General features: G+C 42.2%; 18 protein-coding genes, 1 other RNA gene and 1 other annotated feature. Of the genes, 15 read left to right on the top strand and 4 right to left on the bottom strand.

Annotation, left to right across the window (positions count from 1 at the left end):
* Positions 1 to 14: 14 nt before the first annotated feature.
* Entirely contained in the window at positions 15 to 1,568 is a 1,554-nt protein-coding gene (gene spoVB, locus ACGTNI_RS06690) for a stage V sporulation protein B (protein ID WP_085508972.1), read from the bottom strand.
* Positions 1,569 to 1,690: 122 nt separating this feature from the next.
* Between spoVB and ACGTNI_RS06685 the strand changes: the two genes are divergently transcribed.
* The 7 genes from ACGTNI_RS06685 (at position 1,691) to dtd (ending at position 10,685) form a co-directional block, all read left to right on the top strand.
* Positions 1,691 to 1,999 carry a post-transcriptional regulator gene (locus tag ACGTNI_RS06685; protein ID WP_085508971.1) on the top strand — a complete coding sequence of 103 codons (309 nt, stop codon included), beginning with the start codon at positions 1,691 to 1,693 and terminating at the stop codon, positions 1,997 to 1,999.
* A 228-nt stretch (positions 2,000 to 2,227) separates the two neighbouring features.
* Positions 2,228 to 4,504 (top strand): protein translocase subunit SecDF, encoded by a 2,277-nt coding sequence (gene secDF, locus ACGTNI_RS06680; protein ID WP_394460993.1) that lies wholly within the window; start codon positions 2,228 to 2,230, stop codon positions 4,502 to 4,504.
* 129 nt (positions 4,505 to 4,633) lie between these two features.
* The gene (locus ACGTNI_RS06675) at positions 4,634 to 4,969 is read left to right on the top strand and encodes a LapA family protein (RefSeq protein ID WP_394460991.1); all 336 of its coding nucleotides are present in this window, start codon (positions 4,634 to 4,636) and stop codon (positions 4,967 to 4,969) included.
* Between the two features lie 69 nt (positions 4,970 to 5,038).
* Positions 5,039 to 7,381, top strand: coding sequence for a single-stranded-DNA-specific exonuclease RecJ (recJ, locus tag ACGTNI_RS06670; protein ID WP_394460989.1), 2,343 nt, complete (start codon positions 5,039 to 5,041; stop codon positions 7,379 to 7,381).
* Positions 7,371 to 7,883 (top strand): adenine phosphoribosyltransferase, encoded by a 513-nt coding sequence (locus ACGTNI_RS06665; protein ID WP_085508967.1) that lies wholly within the window; start codon positions 7,371 to 7,373, stop codon positions 7,881 to 7,883. The genes recJ and ACGTNI_RS06665 overlap by 11 nt, the downstream gene beginning before the upstream one ends.
* A 139-nt stretch (positions 7,884 to 8,022) precedes the next feature.
* The gene (locus ACGTNI_RS06660; protein ID WP_394460987.1) at positions 8,023 to 10,224 is read left to right on the top strand and encodes a RelA/SpoT family protein; all 2,202 of its coding nucleotides are present in this window, start codon (positions 8,023 to 8,025) and stop codon (positions 10,222 to 10,224) included.
* Between the two features lie 14 nt (positions 10,225 to 10,238).
* Complete coding sequence (gene dtd / locus ACGTNI_RS06655) at positions 10,239 to 10,685, top strand: D-aminoacyl-tRNA deacylase (protein ID WP_394460985.1); 447 nt, start codon at positions 10,239 to 10,241, stop codon at positions 10,683 to 10,685.
* Positions 10,686 to 10,833: 148 nt separating this feature from the next.
* On the opposite strand, the gene ACGTNI_RS06650 is transcribed toward dtd, so the two are convergent.
* A complete protein-coding gene (locus tag ACGTNI_RS06650) occupies positions 10,834 to 12,108 on the bottom strand; it encodes an N-acetylmuramoyl-L-alanine amidase family protein (RefSeq protein WP_394460982.1) in 1,275 nt (424 codons plus the stop codon).
* A gap of 178 nt (positions 12,109 to 12,286) precedes the next feature.
* Positions 12,287 to 12,513: a binding site (T-box leader), on the top strand.
* Between the two features lie 114 nt (positions 12,514 to 12,627).
* Between ACGTNI_RS06650 and hisS the strand changes: the two genes are divergently transcribed.
* The 4 genes from hisS to ACGTNI_RS06630 all read left to right on the top strand — a co-directional run bounded on the left by hisS (position 12,628) and on the right by ACGTNI_RS06630 (position 16,870).
* Complete coding sequence (hisS, locus tag ACGTNI_RS06645) at positions 12,628 to 13,902, top strand: histidine--tRNA ligase (protein ID WP_394460980.1); 1,275 nt, start codon at positions 12,628 to 12,630, stop codon at positions 13,900 to 13,902.
* Between the two features lie 2 nt (positions 13,903 to 13,904).
* Complete coding sequence (gene aspS / locus ACGTNI_RS06640) at positions 13,905 to 15,683, top strand: aspartate--tRNA ligase (protein WP_394460978.1); 1,779 nt, start codon at positions 13,905 to 13,907, stop codon at positions 15,681 to 15,683.
* Positions 15,684 to 15,782: 99 nt separating this feature from the next.
* Positions 15,783 to 15,966: non-coding RNA, 6S RNA (ssrS, locus tag ACGTNI_RS06635), on the top strand.
* A gap of 148 nt (positions 15,967 to 16,114) precedes the next feature.
* Complete coding sequence (locus ACGTNI_RS06630; RefSeq protein ID WP_394460976.1) at positions 16,115 to 16,870, top strand: tRNA threonylcarbamoyladenosine dehydratase; 756 nt, start codon at positions 16,115 to 16,117, stop codon at positions 16,868 to 16,870.
* 61 nt (positions 16,871 to 16,931) lie between these two features.
* Here the strand turns inward: ACGTNI_RS06630 and ACGTNI_RS06625 are convergent, their stop codons facing one another.
* Together ACGTNI_RS06625 and ACGTNI_RS06620 are read right to left on the bottom strand one after the other, a co-directional pair.
* On the bottom strand, positions 16,932 to 17,600 hold the full coding sequence (locus ACGTNI_RS06625; RefSeq protein ID WP_394460974.1) for an RsfA family transcriptional regulator: 669 nt from the start codon (positions 17,598 to 17,600) through the stop codon (positions 16,932 to 16,934).
* Positions 17,601 to 17,711: 111 nt separating this feature from the next.
* On the bottom strand, positions 17,712 to 18,989 hold the full coding sequence (locus ACGTNI_RS06620) for a replication-associated recombination protein A (protein ID WP_394460972.1): 1,278 nt from the start codon (positions 18,987 to 18,989) through the stop codon (positions 17,712 to 17,714).
* Positions 18,990 to 19,205: 216 nt separating this feature from the next.
* Between ACGTNI_RS06620 and ACGTNI_RS06615 the strand changes: the two genes are divergently transcribed.
* The 4 genes from ACGTNI_RS06615 to mnmA are packed head-to-tail and all read left to right on the top strand — an operon-like array spanning position 19,206 to position 22,567.
* Entirely contained in the window at positions 19,206 to 19,910 is a 705-nt protein-coding gene (locus tag ACGTNI_RS06615) for a YczE/YyaS/YitT family protein (protein ID WP_394460970.1), read from the top strand.
* A complete protein-coding gene (cymR, locus tag ACGTNI_RS06610) occupies positions 19,843 to 20,262 on the top strand; it encodes a cysteine metabolism transcriptional regulator CymR (RefSeq protein ID WP_028783311.1) in 420 nt (139 codons plus the stop codon). Before ACGTNI_RS06615 ends, cymR begins: the two co-directional genes overlap by 68 nt.
* An 18-nt stretch (positions 20,263 to 20,280) precedes the next feature.
* On the top strand, positions 20,281 to 21,426 hold the full coding sequence (locus tag ACGTNI_RS06605; RefSeq protein ID WP_394460968.1) for a cysteine desulfurase family protein: 1,146 nt from the start codon (positions 20,281 to 20,283) through the stop codon (positions 21,424 to 21,426).
* Positions 21,427 to 21,454: 28 nt separating this feature from the next.
* Positions 21,455 to 22,567 carry a tRNA 2-thiouridine(34) synthase MnmA gene (gene mnmA, locus ACGTNI_RS06600; protein WP_394460966.1) on the top strand — a complete coding sequence of 371 codons (1,113 nt, stop codon included), beginning with the start codon at positions 21,455 to 21,457 and terminating at the stop codon, positions 22,565 to 22,567.
* The last annotated feature ends 53 nt before the right edge of the window (positions 22,568 to 22,620 follow it).

Below are 22,620 nucleotides of genomic sequence, written 5' to 3'. Positions count from 1 at the left end.
AGGGGGCTTGTCAGTTATTTGATCAGTTTATTCAGGTAAGGGAGCTGTTTCAGTTCATCCTTTGTTATGAAACGCAGGACGAATAACAGGAAGATATATAAGATGGTTAAGGTACAACAGATAATGATGAACTGAGATAGTTCTCCAACAGTATAGGTTAAAAAAGATTTCAACTGAGAGCCAATCACCCAGGTAACACTTATTAGTATAACCATTTTTGTCAAATCAAGGAAAGGTATTTTGAAATTAATAGCTTGCATGAGTGCACCCAGGTGCAGGAAGGTTACCACTAATACTCCTACGACAATTGCAATTGCTACACCGCGAATTCCAAAAGCGGGCTGAGACGCTAATCCTACTAAAACCCCGAATTTTACTACTGCACCAATTAAACTGTTCCACATAGCGGGTTTTGCTAAATCCAATGCCTGTAAAGCGGCTTGCAGGGGCGCCTGAATATACAACAAAAGAAAGAAGGGAGCCATTAATGCCAGCATATAGGCAGCATTGCTCGTCCCATACATTAACTGTAGAATCGTAGCAGCAAAACTTGTCAGCAGTATTGTGGCAAGGCCGCCGGAGGCAAAAGAAAGCCGGATGGATTGATGAATACGATAATGAATTAATTTCGTTTCATTTTTAGCACCAGCCTCACTGATCGATGGTACTAAAGCTACGGACAAAGAATGAGTGATAAAGGTTGGCAGCATTAAAAGTGGGAGAATATACCCTGCCAGCTCACCATACTGTTTCGTAGCTGCCGCTGTCTGAAGGCCTGCTAGAGCCAGGCTCTGGGCGACTAAGATTGGTTCGAGAAAAAAAGAAAATGAGCCAATCAATCTGCTCCCAGTTGTCGGGATAGCAATCGAAAGTAATTCGTTTACTGTTTTCCGGCCGGATTGTAAATAAGTAAAGAATTGCCGGCGTACTCTGAATCTTTTTTTGACAGAAAACATACGCAACATAAATAGTAACGAGGCGAATTCACCTAAAATTACAGAAGCCATTGCCCCAGCCGCTGCATATTCGATACCGTAAGGGAGGAGGAGCTTGGTTAAGAAAGCTACCGATAAAATTCGAACCACTTGCTCAATCACCATGGAAAATGCTTGCGGCTTCATATTCTGACGGCCTTGAAAATAGCCTCGCAATACAGATGATATTGCTATGATAGGGACAATCGGACTGATGACAAGTAATGGCACCACTGTTCTCGAGTCTGTTAGCAAATGATTGGCGACCCAGGGAGCCAAGAGAAACATTAATGTCGTAAATAGGATGCTGAGAATTCCGGTGATGGAAAGGGAAACTACTAAAATACGTTTAATACGATTCAGATCACCAGCAGCTTCCGCCTCAGCTACACGCTTAGAAATAGCTACCGGCAAACCGAACTGCGTAAGAGTGATCGCAAGGAACAAAGTGGGGAGGGCCATCATATAGAGACCTACCCCCTCCTCACCCATCACCCTGGCGACGACTATACGGTTGATAAAACCTAAAAATCGGGTGATCATCCCGGCTGCTATTAAAATCAGGGTCCCCTGCAGAAATGTTTGCTTGGTCATAATAACGACCTGCCTTCTCAAAGTGATAAAATTCATATACAATGAATGTATATGCGAAAGAGGTGGCCAAGCATGACATTATTTATATGGCTGACAGGCTTTCTCGTGGAGGAGGCGAAAGGATGAAAACCATAAAATCAGCCGACCAGTGGAAACTGGAGGTATATCCTGCTTTGAGGAGTAAGGCTGAAGAATTTCGATTGATGGGCTATCCCGACTCTATCCCGGATGATATATGGAATTGTTTAATATCCAAAGTATGGAAAGGGAATCCGGATAAGCATTTATATGAGATGGTGCAGGATATTTTTCATTTAAATACTGCTCTTTACATAAGTTTCCTGACAGTTGAAGCTCATCGCGGAAAAGATCTGGTAAATTCAATTGCCGAAATTTCCGGAGAAAAAGAATCTGCATCTTCTGTAGAATAAGCTTGAGCTTATATTGACAGTTAGTTAAAAAGGTTTCTATAATAGTTTTATTGGAAAAATTCAGTAAATCATACGGATTGTGTATGGTACGAGGATAGGCTTGACAACCAACTCGACAGCTTATGAACAATAGCAGCCTGTCCTGGTACCCTATTTACGTTTTATATACATAAAGATGCTATGTATCGGCGTATCGTGCGTGCAGTCATTAAAGGAGGAACAACTTAAATGGTTAAAAGGGGCAGAATCATAGCCTTTTTTCTTGTTGTATTGATATTGGCAGGAACAATTGGCACCACTATTACTGGAATTACAAAAGACATTAAGCTTGGGTTGGATTTGCAAGGCGGATTTGAAATACTGTATGAAGTAAAACCCTTGGATGAAAATCAGGAAGTAAATGAAAAAGTGCTTGAAGTTACGGCTCGTTCCTTGGAAGAACGTGTCAATGTACTGGGAATCAGTGAAACGAATATTGATATTGAAGAGCCCAATCGTATCCGGGTACAGCTGGCTGGAGTAGAAGATCAGACGCAGGCACGTGAACTACTGTCCACTACTGCCCACTTATCTTTCCGTGATGCTGAAGACAATGAATATATGAATGGTTCAGATTTAGTGGAAGGCAGTGCTTCCCAATCCTATTCAGAAACGAATTCACCGATTGTTACATTGCAAGTGAAGGACCCGAGTAAATTTTACGAAGTTTCTAAAGAAATAAGCAGCATACCGGAAGATCCAAATACTCCATATCCGGATGATGTTATGGTCATATGGATGGACTTTGACGAAGATACTTCTTTTGGTGAAGAGTATGGAAAAGAAGATCCAAAATATATATCTGCTCCCGGTTTTTCAAACGGACCAATTCGCAGTAAGAATATTCAAATAACCGGAGATTTTACCGTGGAGGAAGCTAAACGTCTGGCAGATATTCTTAATGCGGGTTCCCTTCCTGCTGACCTTGAGGAAATGTATTCCACTTCCGTCGGCGCTCAATTTGGGGAGCAGGCGATGAGCAAAACGATTTATGCTGGCTTCATTGGTATCGGAATCATCTTTTTGTACATGATGTTCTATTATCGTTTTCCAGGTGTCATTGCAACATTGACGCTTAGTGTCTATATTTATCTGATTTTACTTATCTTTGAATGGATGAATGGCGTATTGACCCTCCCAGGTATTGCTGCCTTGATTTTAGGTGTTGGTATGGCAGTTGATGCCAACATTATTACCTATGAACGTATTAAAGAAGAAATAAAATCAGGAAAGTCGGTACTCGCTGCTTTCCGTTCTGGAAACCAACATTCTTTATCAACCATATTTGATGCGAATATAACAACAATGATTGCAGCAATCGTCTTGTTTACATTTGGGACAAGCTCGGTTAAAGGTTTTGCAACCATGCTGATCGTCAGTATTCTTGTTAGCTTCATTACAGCTGTCTACGGCAGCCGTCTATTCTTAGGACTTTGGGTGAAGAGCCGGTTCCTGAATAAACGGCCGGGCTGGTTTGGAGTTAAAAGAGAAGAGATTGTAAATATTGAAGATGGGGAAGAAGTAGAAGCCACATTTTTTAACCGTAAAATTGATTTTGTGGGCTTGAGGAAGCGTTTCTTCACCCTTTCGCTAATTTTGGTGGTTGCCGGGATTCTAGCGCTGGCGATTATGAGACTGAATCTCGGAATCGACTTTACAAGTGGGTCCCGTGTATCCATCTTATCTGATGGTAATATTACAACAGAGCAACTGGAAGAAACTTTTGAACAGGAATTCAATGTCTCGCCGAAAAAGGTGGTCCTATCCGGAGATGATAGTGAGATAGCCGATGTTCGCTTTGACAGTGTTCTAGGACAGGAAAAAATTGCCGAAATCAAGGCTTATTATGATGACCAATATGGAAATGAACCGAACGTAAGCACGGTTTCCCCAATTATCGGGCAAGAGCTTGCGAAAAACGCTGCCCTTGCCGTGCTGTATGCTTCCATAGGGATAATCATCTATGTCACGATCCGGTTTGAAATCTACTTTGCCTTGACTGCTATCATTGCGCTGCTTCATGACGCGTTTTTCATCTTGGCACTATTTAGTCTGACAAGATTGGAATTCGATATAACCATCATTGCGGCCATATTAACCATTGTCGGTTATTCGGTCAATGACACGATTGTCACCTTTGACCGGATTCGAGAAAATGCGAAACGGGAAAAACGAGTCAAATCATTCGCACAGTTGGCTAAAATCGTTAATAAGAGTTTGATGCAAACCATGGCCAGAAGTATCAACACAGTTCTGACTGTTGTTTTCGCGGCCTTGATGCTTCTTTTATTCGGTGCATCTTCGATTACCAATTTTTCTTTCGCGCTGGTGATAGGCTTGCTTGCCGGAACTTACTCTTCTCTATTCATCGCTGCCCAATTATGGCTGGTGCTTAGAGGAAGAAATATCAAAGAAAAGCCACTAAGCTTTGTGAAAAAGAAAAATACGGGAGGGCCACAAGTATAATAAGGCCCGCTCATAAGCCTGCTTCTTTCCAGGAAGCAGGTTTTTCTTTTGGGAACGTTTGTTAGATAAGGATAAAGGTAATAAATAGACTATAATAAAAAAGTCAGTAAATGAGGAAGGAGGAATAGAATGAAAGGTCAATATTATTGGATATTAGCACTTATATTTGCATTATTGATTGCTATATTTGCTGTAATCAATGTGGATCCTGTGGAAGTTAATTTTATTTTTGGCACAGGAGAGTGGCCCTTGATACTGGTTATTCTTATTTCTGCACTATTAGGGGGCATTGTTACAGCGGCAGCTGGTTCGGTACGATTTTATCAACTGCAGCGAGAGGTTAAAAAATTGCGGAGCGGCACTAAAGGGAAGACACCTGCCGGGAGGTCTGAACACCAATCCCATAACAGAAAGCATGATAAGCAACGTTCGCCTGCTGCTGACGATACAAAACATAAGTCATAAAAATAGTACTTTCATCTATTTGCTACCCCTGAATCCCTCTAGTATAATGAGTGGGTCAGGGGTGAACGTATGCTTAAAAGTAAACTGAAATGGAACTTTACATATAACGATGAAATGAAGCATGATTTCTTTTTTGATGATATCGATTTATCACCATTAACCAGCAAGTTATTATGGAAAAGAAATATTACGGATAGGGAGAGCGCTGAGCGGTTTTTGTTTCCTTCTCTGGATCACTTGCATGATCCTTTTCTAATGGAGGGTATGAAAGAAAGTGTGGAACGTGTAAGACAGGCGATTAAAAAAGAGGAAAATATTCTAGTATTTGGAGATTATGATGCGGATGGGGTGAGTGCTACTTCTGTTATGGTGGAAGCTTTGCGTGAAGCTGGCGCTTACTGTGACTTCTATATACCAAACCGATTTACGGAGGGGTATGGCCCGAATGAAGAAGCCTTCCGGAAAGCAAAGGAAAATGGTATCGACGTCATTATTACGGTGGATACCGGAATTGCGGCAGTCCATGAAGCAGAGGTGGCAAAAGAGCTTGGGATGGATCTTATTATCACCGATCACCACGAAGTCCAGGAAGAACTGCCAGCTGCTTATGCCATTATTCATCCAAAGGCATCAGCTTCTTATCCCTTTCAGGAATTAGCGGGGGTAGGGGTAGCTTTTAAATTTGCGCAGGCGTTGCTGGGCAGATTACCGAAAGAGCTCCTGGATCTTGTGGTAATTGGCACTATTGCTGATCTGGTACCCTTAAAAGACGAAAATCGCGTGCTAGCTTCCTTCGGCTTGAAGGCTATTTCCCAATCGCCGCGCCCTGGTATCCAGGCATTGAAAAAAATTTGCGGTATAGACGGGGAGTGTAATGAAGAAACCATCGGTTTTCAGGTAGGTCCCAGAATTAATGCTGTCGGACGTCTTCAGGATGCTTCACCTGCGGTAGATTTACTACTGACCAGAGACCCTGAAGAAGCAGAAGGATTGGCTAAACTGATTGATCAATTGAATAAGGAGCGTCAGAAAATAGTTTCAGATATCGCGGATGAAGCTGAAAAGATTCTCGAAGCAGATGAATCAGGGGAAAACGACTCTGTCATTGTAGTAGCTAAACCTGGCTGGAATCCGGGTGTACTTGGGATTGTAGCTTCCCGTTTGGTCGGACGTTTCGACCGTCCGGCTATCGTAATGGGGATTGATGAGGAGACGGGTGAAGCAAAGGGTTCAGCAAGGAGTATCGATGCTTTTGACCTCTTTGTTAATTGTATGAAGATACGGGACATTTTCAAACACTTTGGCGGACATGCCCAGGCTGCCGGGATGACAGTGAAAATTGAAAATATCAATGAACTTCGCCGGGAATTAAATCGATTAGCTTCGGAACAATTGACACCAGATGATTTTACCCAGAGTATCGATGTTGAAAATACGATTGATATTGAAATGCTTTCACTAAAACAGTTGGAAGAAATAGATAAATTGAGTCCTTTCGGGATGGGGAACCCTAAGCCTATTTTCCATATTGAACATGCTCCCAAAGAGATTAGGCAAATTGGCAGCAAGCAAAACCACTTAAAATTTCAGTTTAATAAGTCAGGGACGCAGCTGGATGGAATCGCTTTTGGAATGGGAGAATTGTATAGTGATATCTCTCCTTCTTCCAAGGTGGAAGCCATCGGTGAGTTAGGCATCAATGAGTGGAATGGCAGAAAAAAACTCCAGATTATGATTAAGGATATCCGTATTGCTGAATGGCAGTTATTTGACTACCGGGGATCTAAATACCTGGAGAAGAAGCTGGCAGGCAGCAGCTTGAATAACCATGCAGCTCTTACGTTTGAAGGGAAAAGTTCTGCGCCGTTTGGAATGGATGTGTTGGATAAAGAGGCGATTATGAATGAGAAGGATAACAATTTTTCAGGCCTTGTTCTATTGGATCTGCCTGTTCGACTAGACGATTTAGCTGATATCATAAGAAAGGTTCAGCCTGAGAAGATATATGCCTGTTACCGGGTAGATGACAGTGCCTTTTTTGATAAGCTTCCTACACGGGAGGACTTTAAGTGGTTTTATGGTATGCTTCTGAAACATAAGTCTTTCGAGTTGTCCAGGGATGCGTCCAAGCTTGCTTCCTATAAAGGTTGGAGCAAAGATACATTGGAATTTATCTCCCAGGTGTTTTTTGAGTTGGATTTTGTTAGAATAGAGAATGGACTGATTTCACTACATCCTTCCCCGTCTAAGAAGGATTTAAATGATTCGGATACTTATCAGTTAAAACAACGGAAATTACAAGTCGAAAAGAAACTTTATTATTCCAATTATCAAGAACTGAAATCCTGGTTCGATCAATATATGGAGCAAATGGACTTGGCCGTTAAGGAGGAAGTAACATATGGATTATAAACAACATATTGCTATTGTAGAAGATTGGCCAAAAGAGGGTGTCCGTTTTAAGGATATCACCCCATTGATGGATAATGGAAAGGCCTTTAAGTCTGCCATCGATGATATCGTGGAATATGCTAAATCATTGGATATCGATTTGATTGTAGGACCAGAAGCTCGTGGGTTTATCGTTGGTTGTCCGGTTTCTTACGCACTCGAAGTAGGCTTTGCCCCTGTGCGAAAAGAAGGGAAACTCCCGCGGGAAACAATTAAAGTCGATTATGGTTTAGAATATGGAGAAAATGTCCTTACTATCCATAAGGATGCAATAAAGCCAGGTCAGAGAGTGCTTATCACCGACGATTTATTAGCTACTGGTGGAACGATCGAAGCAACAATCAAACTCGTTGAAGAACTTGGCGGTGTTGTAGCCGGCTGCGCTTTTCTAATTGAATTAACCTATTTACATGGAAGAGAAAAGCTTGAAGGACATGATGTGTTAACATTGATGCAATACTAAAGATAATGGAGTGCCCTCCTAAGGGTGCTCTTTGTTTATAATTAAACTTTTTTCTTTACATTTATCCCTCTTTTTTTGATAATGAGATAAAACTAAGTTTAAATTTTTAACAAGTATGTATAGAAACTAAGGTGATTAGATGTCGAAAGACAAAATTTTGAGCGCAGAAGAAGTGATTGAGGAAGCAAGCCGGTATTTGACGGAAGAAGATGCCGGTTTTATTCGACGCGCTTATGAATTTGCAGAGCAGGCACACAAGGATCAATTTCGTAAGTCGGGAGAACCATATATTATTCACCCTATCCAGGTTGCCGGCATTCTTGTCAACTTGGAGATGGACCCGGAGACCATTGCTGGAGGTTTTCTTCATGATGTCGTAGAAGACACAGAAGTGTCTATTGAAGAAATAGAAGAAACCTTCAACACAGAAGTAGCCATGCTTGTTGATGGTGTGACAAAGCTTGGAAAAATCAAATATAAGTCAAAAGAAGCACAACAAGCTGAAAATCATCGGAAAATGTTTGTCGCGATGGCAAAGGATATCCGGGTAATTCTGATTAAACTGGCGGATCGGCTTCATAATATGAGGACCTTAAAGCACTTACCGCCGGAGAAGCAGCGGCGGATATCCAATGAAACGCTTGAGATTTTTGCACCATTAGCTCACCGTCTTGGTATATCCACCATAAAATGGGAGCTTGAAGATACGGCTTTGCGTTACCTAAACCCTCAGCAGTATTATCGTATTGTACATTTAATGAAACAAAAGCGTAATGAACGCGAATTCTATATAGAAGATGTCATGAAAGAAATAGAAGATAGAATGCAAGAGGTTAATATCAAAGCGGACATTTCCGGACGGCCGAAACACCTGTACAGTATATATAGGAAAATGGTATTGCAAAATAAACAATTTAATGAAATATATGATCTTCTGGCTGTCCGGGTAATTGTCGATAGTATTAAAGACTGTTATGCGGTGCTTGGTATCATCCATACATGCTGGAAACCAATGCCTGGCCGGTTCAAGGACTATATTGCCATGCCGAAACCAAACTTGTATCAATCCCTTCATACCACGGTCATCGGCCCGAAAGGAGATCCGCTCGAGGTACAAATTCGGACGCAGGAAATGCATGAAATCGCTGAATATGGAATCGCAGCTCACTGGGCCTATAAAGAAGGCGGCCAATTCAATCAAACAAAACAATCATTTGAAGAGAAATTAACGTGGTTCCGCGAAATTCTGGAATGGCAGAATGAAACGCATGATGCCGAGGAATTTATGGAATCCTTAAAGGTAGATTTATTCTCTGATATGGTCTATGTGTTTACTCCAAAAGGGGATGTTATAGAACTTCCATCCGGATCTGTACCTGTTGATTTTGCTTATCGCATTCATACGGAAGTTGGAAACCATACCATCGGTGCGAAAATCAATGGGAAGATGGAGCCTCTGGATTATGAATTGAAAACGGGAGACATCGTAGAAATGATGACTTCAAAACATTCTTATGGACCATCTAAAGATTGGATAAAACTAGCCCAAACATCACAAGCCAAAAGTAAGATAAAGCAATTCTTCAAGAAACAACGACGTGAAGAGAATATTCTGAAGGGAAAAGAACTTGTAGAAAAAGAAATAAAAAATATGGATTTAGTACCAAAAGAAGTACTGACCCAGGAGAATCTCGACCGTGTGTCGGAAAAGTTCAATTTCAGTAATGAAGATGATATGTTTGCGGCGGTAGGCTATCAAGGGATAACTGCTGCCCAGATTGCTACCAGGCTGACAGAAAAATTAAGAAAACAAAAAGAACAGGAACAGAACCTTGAAGAAACTTTAGAAGAAGTGAAAAATGAAGTTAAAGCCAAACCTTCCAATAAACGGGATTCCGGGGTAAGGGTAAAGGGTGTAGACAATCTGCTGGTGCGTTTGTCTAAATGCTGTAATCCTGTTCCAGGAGACGATATCGTTGGCTATATTACGAAAGGTCGTGGCGTATCGGTGCACCGTTCGGACTGCCCCAACGTCCATACTGAAGATGCGCAAAGTCGTCTGCTGCCAGTCGAGTGGGAAGGAAGCGGCTCCGACTCCAAGCAATACCATGTAGACTTAGAAATATCAGGTTATGACCGTCGTGGTTTAGTGAACGAAGTATTACAAGCTGTCAACGAAACGAAAACAAATATAACAGCCGTTTCTGGTAAATCTGACAGGAATAAAATGGCTACTATTAACATCACGATATTAATTCAAAATATCAATCATTTAAGGAAAATTGTCGATCGAATTAAACAAATTCCTGAAGTATATACAGTAAGAAGAATGATGCAATAAGGGGATTCGTTATTATGAGAGCAGTAATCCAACGTGCAAAAAGCGCTTCCGTTACAGTCGAAGGAAAAATTACTGGAGAGATTGATTCCGGCCTGGTCGTATTACTAGGTGTGACCCATGAAGATACGGAAGAGGACGCAAAATATTTAGCAAACAAAATTACCAACCTTCGCATATTTGAAGACGAGCAGGAAAAGATGAATTTGAGTCTGAAGGATGTTGAGGGAAAAGTACTATCTATTTCTCAATTCACGCTCTATGGCGATACTCGTAAAGGCCGCAGACCTAATTTTATGGCAGCGGCGAAACCTGACAAAGCTAATGAGCTGTATGAGGCGTTCAACACTCTTGTAGTAAAAGAGGGTGTTGATGTAGAAACCGGAGCTTTCGGTGAAATGATGGATGTTCAGTTGAACAATGTCGGCCCTGTCACTTTGATTTTGGATAGCAAAGAAAGATAAAAAATTACAGGATCAAAAGCTCAGAGTGTAAGCTCTGAGCTTTATTTCATCCCTGATTGATCCTCATACAGGGCTCAAAAATTCGTCCTATCTGAAAAAAAGCAGGAACCTCCGCTTAATTGGGAGGTTCCTACTTTTAACTCATGTATTATTTAAAATAATTGATAAGTCCGTTGACTATTCCTGTACTAATTTTACTTTGGTAGCTGGATGTTCTTACCAGTGACCCTTCTGAGGTGTTGGATAAATACCCAAGCTCCAAAAGTAAAGAAGGGTTTGTATTATTACGGATGACATGGAAGCCGCTCACTTTTGCCCCCCGGTCTCTTGCGCCTGTCGCTTGGATTAATCCTTCCTGAACCTGTTTTGCTAAACCGCTGTCCTGGCTGCGATTGTAAAAAGTCTCAATCCCTTTTGCGCCAGGATAGGATGGAAAGCTGTTATAATGAAGGCTGATAAATGCATCGGCAGCAGATGAATTTGATATGGACACCCTATGAGCGAGTGAGACATAACTATCATTACTACGTGTCATTATTACCCTAGCTCCTGCAGCCTGCAGTTTTTCTTTTAGACGAAGCGCCGTCGAAAGGGTTAATGTTTTCTCATAGCTACCGCTGAGGCCAATGGCGCCTGGATCACGTCCTCCGTGACCGGCATCCACAACGATCACTTTCCCTTTTAATCCCTTGCTGGAACTATTACTGACTGTACTGGCTCCTGAATTCGCAGTCACAATCCACCCGGCTACAAAGGCTGTAGTGGATCCATATTTAATCTTATACCACTTTCCCTCTTTGCTAACTACCTGGAAGTCGTCGCCTTTGTGTGCTCTTCCTACTATTTTGTGGTTGGTAGAAGGGCCGCTTCGGATATTAGTGCCATTATAGAGTAGTGTTACTTTTTGGGAGTTGCCAGAACTGGTACTCGTTTGAGATGGTTGGCTGGATTTTTGTTTAGAATTACTTGGACTCGAATAATCACTATGGATCCAGCCTTTCCCTTTCTTGCTGTTCACTTGATACCAGGACCCTTTAGATCCAACCTGGGTTACCTTCTCTCCCTTCATAAGATGGGTGAGAATTTTAGAGTTCGTGTTAGGCTCTGCACGTACTCGTAAGTAATTGACATCGGAGCGAAGTGATGTATTGTTCTGTACTTTGACAAGATATTTAGCTACCCACGCCTTCTTACCATTATACTGAATTTGTACCCATCCCGACTTCTCATCCAGTATCGGGTAGGTTTCGCCTCTATGTATCTGCCCTAATTGCTTAGTAAAAGACCCAGGACCTTCTCTTACATTGAGCGTATCAATATTGACCACTGCATTGTCGGCATGGGCCGGGACAGCCGTATAGGCAGCGATACTTAGTAAGAGTAATAGAAACAAACCAAATACCTTATATGGTCTTATTATCAAATAAAATACCTCCTTTAAAATAGTTTATTATTCGAGTTTAATAGTACCATTTCGACATTTTCTTTAAAATACCTTTTTTTCCATTATTTTTTCTAGCTAAATATAGAAAAATATAAAGAAAAGCTTGACATTACCTTTTTGGAATCATATGATTATAATCAATTCTAAAATAGAGTCGTTAAAACCGATGAGAGAAAAAGTAATCAGGAGACATGCAGACAGAGAGGAAATGCCTTGTGGCTGGAAGCATTTCTGTGTAATGCCCTGATGAAAGACATTCTTTAGGTGCTGTGTCGAACAAGGAGTAGACTCAGCCGTACACAGGCGTTAACTGTATGGAGAGGAAACATACTACTGCAGTATGTTTCAACCAGGGTGGCAACGCGGGAAACTCCCGTCCCTTTTTATAAGGGACGGGAGTTTTTTATATTTTTTTAATAACACATAAGAAAACCGCCTTTTGCTATCCGTAATGGAAAACGAAAGGATCCTGACAATGAAATAAAGGAGGATGTTGTGATGAAGGCACCAAGAGGGACACAGGATATTCTTCCTGGTACGTCCGAAAAATGGCAGTATGTAGAAAATGCTTTAATTGAACTATGTAAAAAATACAATTATCGGGAGATCCGCACCCCAATATTTGAACATACAGAGTTATTCCAACGAGGAGTAGGGGACACCACTGATATTGTTCAAAAAGAAATGTATACCTTCGAGGATCGTGGTGGAAGAAGCTTGACCCTCCGTCCAGAAGGGACTGCTTCTGTCGTACGCTCTTTTGTGGAACATAAAGTATTCGGACACCCAATGCAGCCGACGAAATTATTCTATATCGGACCGATGTTCCGTTATGAACGACCACAGCAAGGAAGAATGCGACAGTTCTACCAATTTGGTATTGAAGCATTGGGAAGTGCTGATCCAGCTATCGATGCGGAAGTGATGGCGCTGGCAATGGCAGCCTATCAGGAGCTTGGGCTGAAGTCGTTAAAATTAGTTATCAACAGTTTAGGTGACTCGGAAAGCCGTAAGCAGCACCGTGAAGCGTTAATCAAACACTTTGATCCTCATCGGGAAGAATTATGCGAGGACTGCCAGGTACGTCTTGATAAAAATCCGCTTCGGGTTCTTGATTGTAAAAAAGATAGAGAACACCCGGCAATGGAAACAGCACCGTCTGTATTGGACTATTTGAATGAGGAATCCAGCGAGTATTTTGAACAGGTGAAATCCTATTTAGATGTCATGGAAATTCCATATGTCGTCGATAAAAACCTTGTCCGCGGGTTGGATTATTATAACCATACCGCTTTTGAAATAATGAGTGACGCTGAAGGTTTTGGAGCTATTACAACATTGAGTGGCGGTGGCCGATATAACGGGCTGGTGGAAGATATGGGCGGACCGGAAACACCGGGAATCGGTTTTGCGTTAAGTATTGAGCGGCTATTGATGGCATTAGAGGCTGAAGGAATCGAATTACCAGTTAATGAGGGAATTGATTGCTACTTTGTTGCATTGGGCGACCAGGCAGAAAAAGAAGCTGTCCGACTCACATATCAGCTTCGAAAAGCAGGTGTACAGGTAGATAAAGACTACCTTGGCCGAAAAATCAAAAGCCAATTCAAGTCTGCAGACCGACTTAAGGCAAAATATGTAATTGTCCTAGGCGAAAACGAACTGGAAGCTGGCCAGGCGAACGTAAAATTTATGGAAACTGGTGAGCAAAAAGAAGTATCGCTGACTGAATTGGTCACTTATTTAAAGAACGAACTAGCAGGAGGGAATTGAGAATGGAACGACATCATTGCGGCAGACTGCGAGAATCAGATATCGGCAGCAAAGTCATATTGAAAGGCTGGGTACAGAAACGCCGGGATTTAGGCGGGTTAATTTTTATTGATTTAAGAGACCGTTCCGGGATTGTCCAGGTTGTATTCAACCCAGAGGTTTCCGAAGCGGCTTTGGAGACCGCGGAAAGCGTCAGAAATGAATATGTATTAGAGATACATGGTGAAGTGCTTGGAAGAAATGAGAGTACCATTAATGAAAACCTGGAAACAGGTACTATCGAAATTCAGGCAGAAAAAGTCGAAATTCTTAACAAAGCAAAGAACCCGCCATTTATGATTGAAGAGGATTCGGATGTTGCAGAAGATCTTCGTCTAAAATATCGTTACTTGGATTTAAGAAGGAAACCAATGCAAGAGACGTTCCATTTACGTCATAAAACAACTCAAGTGGTACGGAATTTCCTGAATGAGGATGACTACCTGGAAATGGAAACACCAATGTTAACAAAAAGTACCCCGGAGGGAGCACGGGATTACCTGGTACCAAGCCGAGTTCATCCAGGCGAGTTCTATGCCTTGCCACAGTCACCGCAATTGTTCAAGCAATTACTTATGATGTCTGGTTTTGAAAAATACTATCAGATTGCCCGTTGTTTCCGTGACGAAGATTTGCGGGCAGATCGCCAGCCGGAATTTACCCAAATTGACATCGAGACTTCCTTCATGTCCAAAGAAGAAATTATGGATATGACGGAACGGATGATGGCGAGAATCATGATTGAGGTAAAAGGCATTGAGCTGGAAACTCCACTACCCAGGATGCGTTATGAGGAAGCGATGGAACGCTTCGGCTCCGATAAACCCGATACTCGCTTCGGGATGGAGCTGGTGAATGTCTCCGAAGTGGTAAAAGACTCTGGTTTTAAGGTATTCAGTGGTGCCGTGACTTCAGGCGGCCAGGTAAGCGCCATAAATGTCAAAGGACAGGCCGATGGATTTTCGAGAAAAGACATTGATAAGCTGACTGAATTTGTCAAAGGGTATGGAGCAAAAGGGTTAGCATGGATGAAGGTTGACGAAGCTCAATGGAATGGTCCGATTGCTAAGTTCTTCAGCGAAGAGGAGTTGATCGGGCTGGGCAATGCAGTCCACGCTGAACCGGGAGACTTGATTCTGTTTTTAGCTGATAAGACAACAGTCGTACAGGAAGGCCTGGGTGCTTTACGTTTAATGCTCGGCAAACAGCTGGAATTAATTGATGAAAGTAAATTCAACTTCTTATGGGTAACCGATTGGCCATTGTTAGAGTATGATGAGGACGCTGGACGTTATTTCGCAGCCCATCATCCATTCACGATGCCGGAACCTGAGGAAGTGGAGCTATTAGAGACAGATCCGGCAAAAGTACATGCCCAAGCCTATGACTTAGTGTTGAATGGCTATGAATTGGGTGGAGGATCTCTTCGTATTTATAATAAAGAGCTGCAGGATCAAATGTTTGAAGTTCTAGGGTTTTCTAAGGAAGAAGCGGAAGAGCAATTCGGATTCCTGCTGGAAGCACTAGAATATGGCACTCCTCCACATGGTGGCATAGCTTTAGGTCTTGATCGCATTGTGATGCTTCTTGCCGGCCGAAACAATCTAAGAGATACCATTCTATTCCCTAAAACTGCATCTGCCTCCTGCTTATTGACAGAAGCTCCTGGGGAAGTCAGTGAAGCACAACTAGAAGAATTACATCTGAAAACGACCGCAAAAAAAGTAAAAGAAGAACAGTGAGCTTGTTAAAATTATGTAATTATTAATACAAAAACGTCCTGGCAAACTTATTGATATTTGATCTGACGTATGCTATTATTTGATTACAAAGTAAAGGAACCAATCCTGATGTGTACGTTGTTCGAATGTACGTTTTGACCGAACATTTATGTACAGGGAGCCTGGTGTTTCCATGTGGAGTGCAAGCCTCATTCCGATGAGGACGCATGAAGCATGGAACAGGGCACCCACCTGCTAGGAGCGGGTTCAAAACTCATGAAACAACGGCACAATTGGGATTGGACTTACATACGTAAAGACCTTAAGGGGAACCTTAAGGTTTTTTTACTTTAAAGAAGGTTAATTGGTTAAAGATAATCTATATAAGAAGGCTTCCGCCATAAAGACTAGGTGCGAAGCCGGTTTTTCAATGAAAGGGGCGGCTTATCGTTATGTTGCATCAATTTTCACGGAATGAGTTGGCGATCGGGAAAGAAGGCTTAGAGTTACTGAAGGGTTCTACAGTAGCTGTATTAGGGATTGGGGGAGTCGGCTCCTTTAGTGTCGAAGCCTTAGCCAGGACAGGTATAGGCAAGTTAATATTGATCGATAAAGACGTGGTGGATATCACAAATATTAACCGACAATTACCTGCACTCCTTTCTACGATCGGACAGCCTAAAGCTGAATTAATGAAGGAACGAATTCGTGATATTAATCCAGAATGTGAAGTAATTACTCTAAATATGTTTTATACGGAAGAGACTTACGAAACATTATTTAGTTATCAGCCTGATTTTATCGTAGATGCCAGTGATACGATCATCTATAAAGTACACCTTATTAAAGAATGTATTTCACGCGATATACCTATCATCTCTAGTATGGGTGCTGCGAATAAAACGGATCCCACCAAGTTCCAAATAGCGGATATTTTCAAGACCAGCTATGATCCTATTGCTAAGGTGATTCGAAAAAAATTACGGGAAGCAGGGATTAAAAAAGGCGTTCCTGTTGTATACTCGCAGGAAAAGCCAATAAAAATCAAAGAAGATGTAAGAAAAGAGATAGCGCCGGAGAATGCAGAAACCAGGAAAGCGGAGATGCCTCCCTCTTCCAATGCCTTTGTGCCTTCCGTTGCGGGGCTGATTATGGCAAGCTATGTAGTTAATGAGATAGTAAAGACAATCGATATAGAACGGAACTAAAAAAGCAGGAGGCGTTTATGCGCTTCCTGCTTTCATATTATTCGGACTGAAGGTTTGCGGGTTATTTTGCAACCTGTTCCAGGTTTCCATTTCGTTCCATGCGGAATTGTGGTTTGGCAAAGTCCCCATCTTCATCAAATACAATCATTTTTCTAGCCCGATCCATGATTTGAATCAAAGCCTGATAATCATCCTGCATCGTAACTAACTGACGTTGCAGCTGTGCATATTGATGTTCCAGTTTTTCTTTGTCCTCTTTAAGTTGTCTGTTTTCAGCAGTGACTTTTTCTAGTTTGTTTCTATGATTTGTAGAGTATTCCATATCAGATTGAAGGTTACGTAAATAATCAATGACTGAACTTAGATTCAACTGGGCAGCAGGGGCATCAGAAGTATGACTCACAGTAGCTGGTTCCTCTACTAACGATGGATTAGCCTCCACTTCCGCGAATTTATGCTGGGCTTTAGCTGGTCGTTTTGGCTGTTCCATAGCTTCTGCCCGTTTCTTCTCTTTCCGTTGTTTTTTTGCAATTTCAATTGCCTGTTCATATTTTTGCCTGACTTCTGCATTCCATCGGAACCCGCATGCCGCGGAGGTGCGATTTAAAGCATCTCCAACTTCGTCAAATGCTTTCAGCTGGGTGCTTCCTTCTCGGATATGTCTTAAAACAGTTTCCGCTAACAATAAATCATCTTCATGAGACCATGCATCCTGTCTGACTTTTGTCATTTTCATTCACTCCTAATCTTAATGATCTATCTAGTATTTTTAAAAACTAGTTTGTTATTTTTATGCCTATTGTGACCACTAAGAAAAGGATTTATACCACTATAGCAATGATTATTTATTTTTTTGCTGGTTTATTTTCTCATAGACTTGTTTCATAGCCTGCTCAAACTTACCTGTACGTTTGGGGTGGTAATATTTCTTATGTTTGATTGCATCAGGCAGGTATTGCTGATTGACCCACGCATTCTCATAGTTGTGTGGATATTTATATTCGACACCTCTTCCGAGTTTTTCAGCCCCCTTATAGTGAGAATCTTTCAAGTGTAAAGGGACTTCCCCGCTGTTTCCGCTTCTTATATCATTTAAAGCTTCGTCTAATGCTTTATAAGCACTGTTTGATTTAGGGGACAACGCTAATTCCGATACTGCAACAGAAAGTGGAATCCTGGCTTCTGGGAAGCCAAGGCGTTCCGCCGCTTCTACCGCTGCAATAGCTCGTGGTCCTGCCTGAGGATTAGCAAGTCCTATGTCTTCATACGCGATGACTACTAATCTTCTGGCAATACTGTCAAGATCTCCAGCTTCAATTAAACGGCCTAAATAGTGTAGAGCAGCATTGATATCACTTCCCCGAATCGATTTCTGGAATGCCGATAAAACATCATAATGCGCGTCTCCGTCTTTATCATGGGAAAAGCTCTTTTTTTGCATGCACTCTTCAGCAGTTGCAAGGGTTATAGGAATCGTTCCATCCTGTTCTGCAGGTGTGGAATAGGCGGCAAGTTCCAGACCGTTTAAAGCTGCACGTAAATCTCCATTCGCCGCTTGGGCAAAGTGTTCCATGGCATCATTGGATACTTCCAGGGCCAGTTCTCCTAGTCCTTCTCTTTCATCGGTGATAGCCCGGTTCAAAGCTTCTTTTATATCCTCTTTGCCGAGACGGTAAAGTTCAAACAGGTGGCAACGGCTCCGGATTGCTGGATTAATGGAATGATAAGGGTTGCTGGTTGTACAACCGATCAGTGTCAGCAAATTTGTTTCCAGGTGTGGAAGAAGAAAATCTTGTTTTCCTTTATCTAATCGGTGGACTTCATCAAGAATCAGCACCATTTGCCCATGCATTTTTGCTTCTTCGACAGCAATTTCCATGTCTTTCTTTTTATCTGTCACCGCATTAAGAATTTTAAAAGGAAGGCCGAGGCTTTTAGCCAATGCCATTGCCATCGATGTCTTTCCGGTGCCTGGAGGGCCGAATAATATCATCGATGCCAGCCGGTTTGCTTGCACCATCCTCCTAATTGTTTTTCCTTCTGAAACGAGATGTTTCTGCCCGATGATTTCATCTATATTCGTCGGCCGCATTCGAAAAGCTAATGGTTTTTGCTTCATACTTTTTGTCCCCTTTATCGTCATCCTTCTTTTGATAAGCGTAGTGATATTTCAGATAGAATGCAAGAGCTGTACATTCATGCTATAATAGCGTTTGTTATAAGTACAAGATTGGCAGTATCCGTCCAGCTTATGTGTTGCCGTAAAGGTTGACGATTCAAGGCAAACTTCATTTATTTTAACAAGCGATTGAGCATTTTAGTCAGGGGGGAGTATATGTCTCGCCATCCGAATGATTTCTATCATTACATGGTACGCTGGTCATTTTTTGTGATTGGCTTAATTATATTGGCTTTGGGCATTTCACTAACCATACAAGCAAAAGTTCTTGGAATTGGCCCATGGGATGTCTTTCATTATGGATTATTTGTACAATTAGGATTAACCATAGGAACATGGGCAATCATTGCCGGTCTGGTCATCGTTGCTGTTACTTCGATTGCCAAGAAACAATGGCCGCAAATAGGCACAGTATTGAATATGGTCCTAATTGGTGTTTTTATTGATTTTTTTAACTGGGTATTACCGGAACCTGAACAATTATGGGTTGCGATAGTTGTTTTTGTCGTAGGGACACTTGTAATGGCCTATGGCATCGGTATTTATGTAGCTCCTGGTATGGGAGCTGGCCCGCGTGACAGTTTGATGCTAGTATTGACTGAAACTACGGGCTGGAAGGTATCCACCGTTAGAAACTGGAATGAAATTATCATTGCATTACTTGGATGGATGCTCGGCGGTCCAGTAGGCGTCGGGACAGTAATTATTGCACTATTCCTTGGAACAATGGTCGGGTTTTCCCTGCCACAAGCGAAGCAGTTACTTAACTTTTTCCTGAAGAAAGGTGAAAAGCATGAAAATATCTACAAAGGGCCGGTACGGCCTGACAATCATGATCGAACTGGCGAAGAGGTACGGTGAAGGACCGATATCGCTAAAACAAATTGCCCGAGAAAAAGATTTGTCTGAACACTATCTGGAGCAGTTGGTCGCTCCTCTTAGGAATGCAAGGCTTGTTAAAAGTGTACGGGGAGCCTACGGAGGCTACATGTTGACCAAAGCTCCCCATGAAATTACAGCTGGAGATGTCATACGCGTTCTGGAGGGTCCGATTACTCCGGTCGAGGGGATTGAGGACGAAGAGCCAGCTAAACAGGCGCTTTGGAAAAGAGTCAGAGACGCAGTAAAAGAAGTTCTGGACACCACTACGTTGGAAGATTTGAAAGACCATGTCGAGGATCAAACCCAGGACGCTTATATGTTTTACATTTAATTAAACGGAAGTGATTTTATGAAAGAAATATATCTGGATCACGCAGCGACAACACCTGTGCATCCGCAAGTGATTGAAAATATGGTGCCTGTCTTTCAGGATGTATTCGGAAACCCTTCCAGCGTCCATCAATTTGGAAGGAAGGCAAGAAGGATATTAGATGATGCACGCCGTACAATTGCCAGAAGTATTGGCGCTAATGAGAAAGAAATTATATTCACAAGCAGTGGTACAGAAGCAGACAACCTGGCTTTAATTGGAACAGCACGTGCCAATAAACAAAAAGGAAACCATGTAATTACAACATCTATCGAACATCATGCTACGCTTCATGCTGCAGAACAGCTGGAACAAGAAGGTTTTCAAGTGACTTACCTCAACCCAGATGAAAGCGGGCTTATTAGCATTAAAGAACTTGAAGATAAACTGACGGATGATACGATCGTTGTGTCAGTCATGGCCGTAAATAATGAAACAGGTATGATCCAGCCTATTGAGGAGATCGGTGGGCTGTTGGAAAATCATCAAGCCTATTTCCACACAGACGCCGTACAGGCATATGGCACATTAGAAGTCGAGGTGGAAAGGCTGAAAGTGGACATGCTGACCGTCTCTGGGCATAAAATCAATGGTCCTAAAGGAATCGGTTTTTTGTATGCCAAGGAAGGTACATTAATGCATACATTGCACTATGGCGGTGAACAAGAGCGGAAGCGCCGTCCTGGCACTGAAAACCTTCCTGCCGTAAAAGGTCTGCAAACCGCAGTAGAACTTATGGTGGAAGAACGAAAGTCTCGCGTGGAAACTTATAAACAATATAAATCCCTTTTTTTGGACACCTTATTAGAAGAGCGGGTAGCCTTCTCTATCAACGGTGATTCGGAAAAAATGGTAGCTACTATCGTCAATGTAAGCTTTCCGGGAATGAATGTGGAAACGCTGCTGACGAATTTCGACCTGGCGGGAATTGCTGCTTCAAGCGGAAGTGCATGTACTGCTGGATCGGTAGAGCCTTCCCATGTTCTATCAGCAATGTACGGAGCTTCGGATGAGCGGACAGTCAATTCCATTCGTTTCAGTTTTGGAATGGCCAACTCAAAAGAAAACGTCATAGAAGCAGCTAGAAAAATCAGTCAAGTAATCAGACGTCTCCAAGAGATTTAAGGTTTAACAAAAAGAGGTGAATAATGTGGTGAAAGACCCAAAAGATACCCGTGTCGTCATTGGTATGAGTGGTGGAGTCGATTCATCAGTAGCAGCTTTGCTTCTGAAAGAGCAGGGATATGATGTGGTCGGCATTTTTATGAAAAACTGGGATGATACCGATGAAAACGGGGTTTGTACAGCTACTGAAGATTTTGAAGATGTTATAAGGGTGTGTAACCAGTTGGATATCCCTTATTACGCTGTCAATTTTGAAAAACAATATTGGGACAAAGTGTTCCGTTACTTTTTAGATGAATACAAAGCAGGCCGGACACCTAATCCGGACGTAATGTGCAATAAGGAGATCAAGTTCAAAGCATTTCTGGATCACGCCATTTCTCTTGGCGCTGATTACCTTGCGACTGGACACTACGCTCAGGTGAGGGAAAAAGATGGCGTTTATGAAATGCTACGTGGAAAAGATAACAATAAAGATCAAACGTATTTCCTTAATCAGCTTTCCCAGGATGTATTGGCTAAAGTAATGTTCCCGCTCGGACATCTCGATAAGAAAAAAGTACGTGAAATCGCCAGAGAGCATGATCTGGCTACAGCAGCCAAGAAAGACAGTACCGGGATTTGTTTTATAGGTGAACGTAATTTCAAGGAGTTCTTAAGCGAATATCTCCCTGCCCAGCCTGGAGAAATGCAGACCCTGGATGGGGAAGTAAAAGGACGTCATGACGGATTAATGTATTATACACTGGGACAACGTCAGGGATTAGGCATTGGCGGTGCTGGGGAACCTTGGTTTGTCGTTGGTAAGAACTTAGAGGATAATATTCTTTATGTCGGACAAGGGTTCCATCATGATGCGTTATATTCAGACGCGCTGATTGCCACTCAAATCAACTGGATCAGCCGAAAAGCACCAAAAAGTGAAATGGAATGTACGGCAAAGTTCCGTTATCGTCAGGATGACAGTCCGGTCACAGTCCAGGTATTGGATGATGACAAAGTAAAAGTGATTTTCCATGAACCACAACGAGCCATTACTCCGGGCCAGGCTGTCGTCTTTTATGAAGGAGAAGTATGTCTAGGCGGAGCGACCATCGATGAGGTCCTAAAAGAAGACAAGGCGTTGACATATGTAGGATGAAACGCTGTAAAAGCGGTCAAGAGACCATGCATGGCCGAAATATTAGGCGCATG

The sequence above is a fragment of the Thalassobacillus sp. B23F22_16 genome (genome assembly GCF_043496955.1).
Taxonomy (GTDB): Bacteria; Bacillota; Bacilli; order Bacillales; family Halobacillaceae; genus Thalassobacillus; species Thalassobacillus devorans_A.
This window is presented reverse-complemented; position numbering and strand designations above follow the sequence as displayed.

Excerpts from the sequence above, each read along its gene's own strand:
- ACGTNI_RS06620 (WP_394460972.1), bottom strand. The coding sequence starts at position 18,989 with ATGAAGCAAAAACCATTAGCTTTTCGAATGCGGCCGACGAATATAGAT.
- ACGTNI_RS06665 (WP_085508967.1), top strand. The coding sequence starts at position 7,371 with ATGGATTATAAACAACATATTGCTATTGTAGAAGATTGGCCAAAAGAG.
- ACGTNI_RS06630 (WP_394460976.1), top strand. The coding sequence starts at position 16,115 with ATGTTGCATCAATTTTCACGGAATGAGTTGGCGATCGGGAAAGAAGGC.
- ACGTNI_RS06685 (WP_085508971.1), top strand. The coding sequence starts at position 1,691 with ATGAAAACCATAAAATCAGCCGACCAGTGGAAACTGGAGGTATATCCT.
- ACGTNI_RS06625 (WP_394460974.1), bottom strand. The coding sequence starts at position 17,600 with ATGACAAAAGTCAGACAGGATGCATGGTCTCATGAAGATGATTTATTG.
- recJ (WP_394460989.1), top strand. The coding sequence starts at position 5,039 with ATGCTTAAAAGTAAACTGAAATGGAACTTTACATATAACGATGAAATG.
- ACGTNI_RS06675 (WP_394460991.1), top strand. The coding sequence starts at position 4,634 with ATGAAAGGTCAATATTATTGGATATTAGCACTTATATTTGCATTATTG.
- hisS (WP_394460980.1), top strand. The coding sequence starts at position 12,628 with ATGAAGGCACCAAGAGGGACACAGGATATTCTTCCTGGTACGTCCGAA.
- secDF (WP_394460993.1), top strand. The coding sequence starts at position 2,228 with ATGGTTAAAAGGGGCAGAATCATAGCCTTTTTTCTTGTTGTATTGATA.
- spoVB (WP_085508972.1), bottom strand. The coding sequence starts at position 1,568 with ATGACCAAGCAAACATTTCTGCAGGGGACCCTGATTTTAATAGCAGCC.
- ACGTNI_RS06615 (WP_394460970.1), top strand. The coding sequence starts at position 19,206 with ATGTCTCGCCATCCGAATGATTTCTATCATTACATGGTACGCTGGTCA.
- ACGTNI_RS06660 (WP_394460987.1), top strand. The coding sequence starts at position 8,023 with ATGTCGAAAGACAAAATTTTGAGCGCAGAAGAAGTGATTGAGGAAGCA.
- cymR (WP_028783311.1), top strand. The coding sequence starts at position 19,843 with ATGAAAATATCTACAAAGGGCCGGTACGGCCTGACAATCATGATCGAA.
- dtd (WP_394460985.1), top strand. The coding sequence starts at position 10,239 with ATGAGAGCAGTAATCCAACGTGCAAAAAGCGCTTCCGTTACAGTCGAA.
- aspS (WP_394460978.1), top strand. The coding sequence starts at position 13,905 with ATGGAACGACATCATTGCGGCAGACTGCGAGAATCAGATATCGGCAGC.
- ACGTNI_RS06605 (WP_394460968.1), top strand. The coding sequence starts at position 20,281 with ATGAAAGAAATATATCTGGATCACGCAGCGACAACACCTGTGCATCCG.